Source organism: Acidovorax sp. HMWF018, from assembly GCF_003061035.1.
Classification (GTDB): domain Bacteria; phylum Pseudomonadota; class Gammaproteobacteria; order Burkholderiales; family Burkholderiaceae_C; genus Acidovorax; species Acidovorax delafieldii.
Window position 1 is genome coordinate 1 of sequence record NZ_QAIM01000214.1, and the last position, 2,161, is coordinate 2,161.

The 2,161-nt window shown below is 62.7% G+C and carries 3 protein-coding genes and 1 pseudogene; all 4 read left to right on the forward strand.

Features of this window, described 5'->3' with window-relative positions; genetic code table 11:
- Nucleotides 1-475 (forward strand): annotated as a pseudogene (locus DBR23_RS07730) (VWA domain-containing protein); the annotation flags it as partial.
- Between the two features lie 151 nt (nucleotides 476-626).
- Nucleotides 627-1,115 carry a DUF4124 domain-containing protein gene (locus tag DBR23_RS07735; RefSeq protein WP_055401547.1) on the forward strand — a complete coding sequence of 163 codons (489 nt, stop codon included), beginning with the start codon at nucleotides 627-629 and terminating at the stop codon, nucleotides 1,113-1,115.
- Between the two features lie 127 nt (nucleotides 1,116-1,242).
- On the forward strand, nucleotides 1,243-1,524 hold the full coding sequence (locus DBR23_RS07740; protein ID WP_055401545.1) for a hypothetical protein: 282 nt from the start codon (nucleotides 1,243-1,245) through the stop codon (nucleotides 1,522-1,524).
- A 47-nt stretch (nucleotides 1,525-1,571) separates the two neighbouring features.
- Complete coding sequence (locus DBR23_RS07745) at nucleotides 1,572-2,018, forward strand: hypothetical protein (RefSeq protein WP_055401543.1); 447 nt, start codon at nucleotides 1,572-1,574, stop codon at nucleotides 2,016-2,018.
- Nucleotides 2,019-2,161: the final 143 nt, after the last annotated feature.

The following is a 2,161-nucleotide window of genomic DNA, read 5'->3' on the forward strand; positions in this document are numbered from 1 at the left end:
GGTTCCCGGCTGGAACGGCGGCACGACTTACAGCTTCGTGATCGAACGAGCGCTGGAGCACTTTGGCTGGAAGGAATGCGAGGAGGCGCACCAGACGCCGCAGGGCAAGGGTTTCCTGTGGCGGCTCTTCAACTCGCCAACGCACGAACATGGGCACGGGACGCCCCACACTCACGAGAAAAAGCGCTCCCTGGTGCTCTTCATCACGGACGGCGAGAACGAAAAGAACGACGAAGACCGCACCACCCGCGTGCTCGAGGAGTCCCAGCGGCGTGGCGACCAGGTCTACTTCCTCTTCATAGGGGCCTGCGAAGACCGGAACGTCAAGTTCGAGTTCGTCAAGACGATCGCCAGCCGTTTCAGGAACACCGGGTTGGTGGTCATCCGCGACCTGGAAGCCTTCGTCGCTCAGTCGGACGAAGAGCTCAACGCGGCCCTGCTCGGGCCGGAGCTGCTGGAGTGGCTGAAGTCCTGAGAGAGACGATATAGCGCCTGCGTCGCCACCTCCGCTCGACGCGACAGAAGGGCTTTCGGATCACGGCAACTGCGCGGGCAGTCCTACATCGCCGAGCGGTGACATCTGCGATAGTTGCCTCATGCACTGGCGTCATGCGAAAGATCATGTCATGAGACTCACGCGGATTGCTCCTGGCGTCTTGCTGGCGCATCTTGCCTTGGGCGCCAGCTTGGCACACGCGACAGAGCAAATTCTCTATAAGTCTGTTCTGCCAGATGGCACCGTGTCGTATTCGGACAAACCGATTCCGGGTACCCGCGCGGAGCCATTAGCGGTCGAACCGCACCCGGCCAATCCCAAGGCAGCTCAGGCTGCCGAAATTTCGGCAGTCAAGCGCCGAGAACAAATGCTGCGCGACTTCGATGCCCGAGCGGCGCGCGCCGCTGAGTTGGATCAGCACATTCCCGTGGCAGCGTCCGTGGCCGAACAGGCCCGAGAACTGGCCCGGCGAGGAGCAGCGGTGCAGGAGGGTGATCGCCAGGGGCGACGGCTCACGTCCGAATACTTCCGTCGTCAGCAGCTCTTGCAGACCGCGCAAGCACAGGCGGAAGTGCGATTGGACGCATTGGTGCAGCAACGGGCGGCTCTCCAGCCCTAGTCAGAACACCATTGCGGCGGCGGTCGGTAACGTCCTACGCGCAAACGCGCACATCCCCGACAGCTATCCGACGTGGTAGAGCCCTCCAATGAAAGTAATCGGGCCTTTTGTCCGCCAAGGAGTTGCAATGAAATTGCTTATAGCCCTGTTGGCCGTTGCGGGCCTTTCCGGTTGCGTCGCCTATGGCGGCGGCGCCTCATACGGAGCCGGCGCTCATTACGACAACTCGCCCTACTACAGCGGCGGCTACTACCGCAGCCAGCCGTACTACGACGGCGGCACCTATCGGCGCGACACCGACCGCGAGGGCCACCGCGACCAGCGCGACCAGCGCGACCAGCGCGATCGTGATGGGGACGGAGTGCCCAACCGCCGCGATGCGTATCCGAACGATCCCTATCGCCGCTGACCTATCCACGCGAGCCCAGTCAACTTTGCCACCAGAAGGCCCCCAAAATGAACCACAAGCTAATCTCACTCGTCGCCGCCTGCCTTGCCGTGGGCAGTACCGCTGCGCTCGCACTGACCAACGACGAGCACAAGGCCGAGATGGAAAAGGTCGAAGCCACCGCCAAGGCAGACAAGAAGGCCTGCGCAGCGATGAAGGACAACGCCCGGGACATCTGCAAGGCCGAAGCTAAAGGCAGGGAGAAGATCGCCAAGGCCGAGCTGGAGCAGCGCTTCAGGCCTAGCCCGAAGAACGAGGCCGATGTGAAGTCCGCCAAGGCAAATGCCACCTATGACGTGGCCAAGGAAAAGTGCGAGGACCAGAAGGGCGCCGCCCAAGCCACCTGCAAGAAGGCGGCGAAGGCAGCGCACGAGTCCGCCAAGGCCGACATGAAGGCAGAAAAGAAGGCCGAGAAGGCCGTACCTGCGAAGGCGGCTAACGCGAACAAGGGCTAGCGACTGGGTCTCAGGAGGCGGCGGTAGGCGCCGCTTGCGGAACCACGGCGCCGACGGAATGCACACCTTCGAATGCGAGCAAGCGCAGCGCGTTGACGACCACGAGTAACGTCGATCCTTCGTGGAACAGAACAGCCGTGCCA

Coding starts and splice junctions, on each gene's coding strand:
- DBR23_RS07735 (WP_055401547.1), top strand. CDS start 627: ATGAGACTCACGCGGATTGCTCCTGGCGTCTTGCTGGCGCATCTTGCC.
- DBR23_RS07740 (WP_055401545.1), top strand. CDS start 1,243: ATGAAATTGCTTATAGCCCTGTTGGCCGTTGCGGGCCTTTCCGGTTGC.
- DBR23_RS07745 (WP_055401543.1), top strand. CDS start 1,572: ATGAACCACAAGCTAATCTCACTCGTCGCCGCCTGCCTTGCCGTGGGC.